Source organism: Halomonas sp. LC1 (assembly GCF_030247125.1).
Taxonomy (GTDB): domain Bacteria; phylum Pseudomonadota; class Gammaproteobacteria; order Pseudomonadales; family Halomonadaceae; genus Vreelandella.
In genome coordinates this window covers 1-373 of record NZ_JASSPG010000021.1, presented here as the reverse complement: position 1 = coordinate 373, position 373 = coordinate 1, and the positions used below count along the sequence as shown (strand labels likewise).

The following is a 373-nucleotide window of genomic DNA, read 5'->3' as shown; positions in this document are numbered from 1 at the left end:
TTCAGTGAACAGTGATAAGGCAACGCTGATGCGTCTGACTTATCAATGGTCACAAAACAACAAACGGTGTCGAGAATGGTGGAGCCAAGCGGGATCGAACCGCTGACCTCCTGCGTGCAAGGCAGGCGCTCTCCCAGCTGAGCTATGGCCCCATCTGACCACACTGACCTCTCGGTAATTTTATGTCTCACAAGGCATGCCATGGCACCGCATAGTCTGACTATACAAAGCACATGATCATGATGTGTTCGATAAAATTTGGTGGGTCTGGGCAGACTTGAACTGCCGACCTCACCCTTATCAGGGGTGCGCTCTAACCAACTGAGCTACAGACCCAAGAGGGGATCGTGCGTAAACCGTTTGCTCTACTATC

The 373-nt window shown here is 51.5% G+C and carries 2 tRNA genes; both read right to left on the bottom strand.

The window, feature by feature from the left end:
* Positions 1-76: 76 nt before the first annotated feature.
* Positions 77-152 (bottom strand) — tRNA-Ala (locus QIT27_RS16990).
* Between the two features lie 107 nt (positions 153-259).
* Positions 260-336 (bottom strand) — tRNA-Ile (locus QIT27_RS16985).
* Between the last annotated feature and the right edge of the window lie 37 nt (positions 337-373).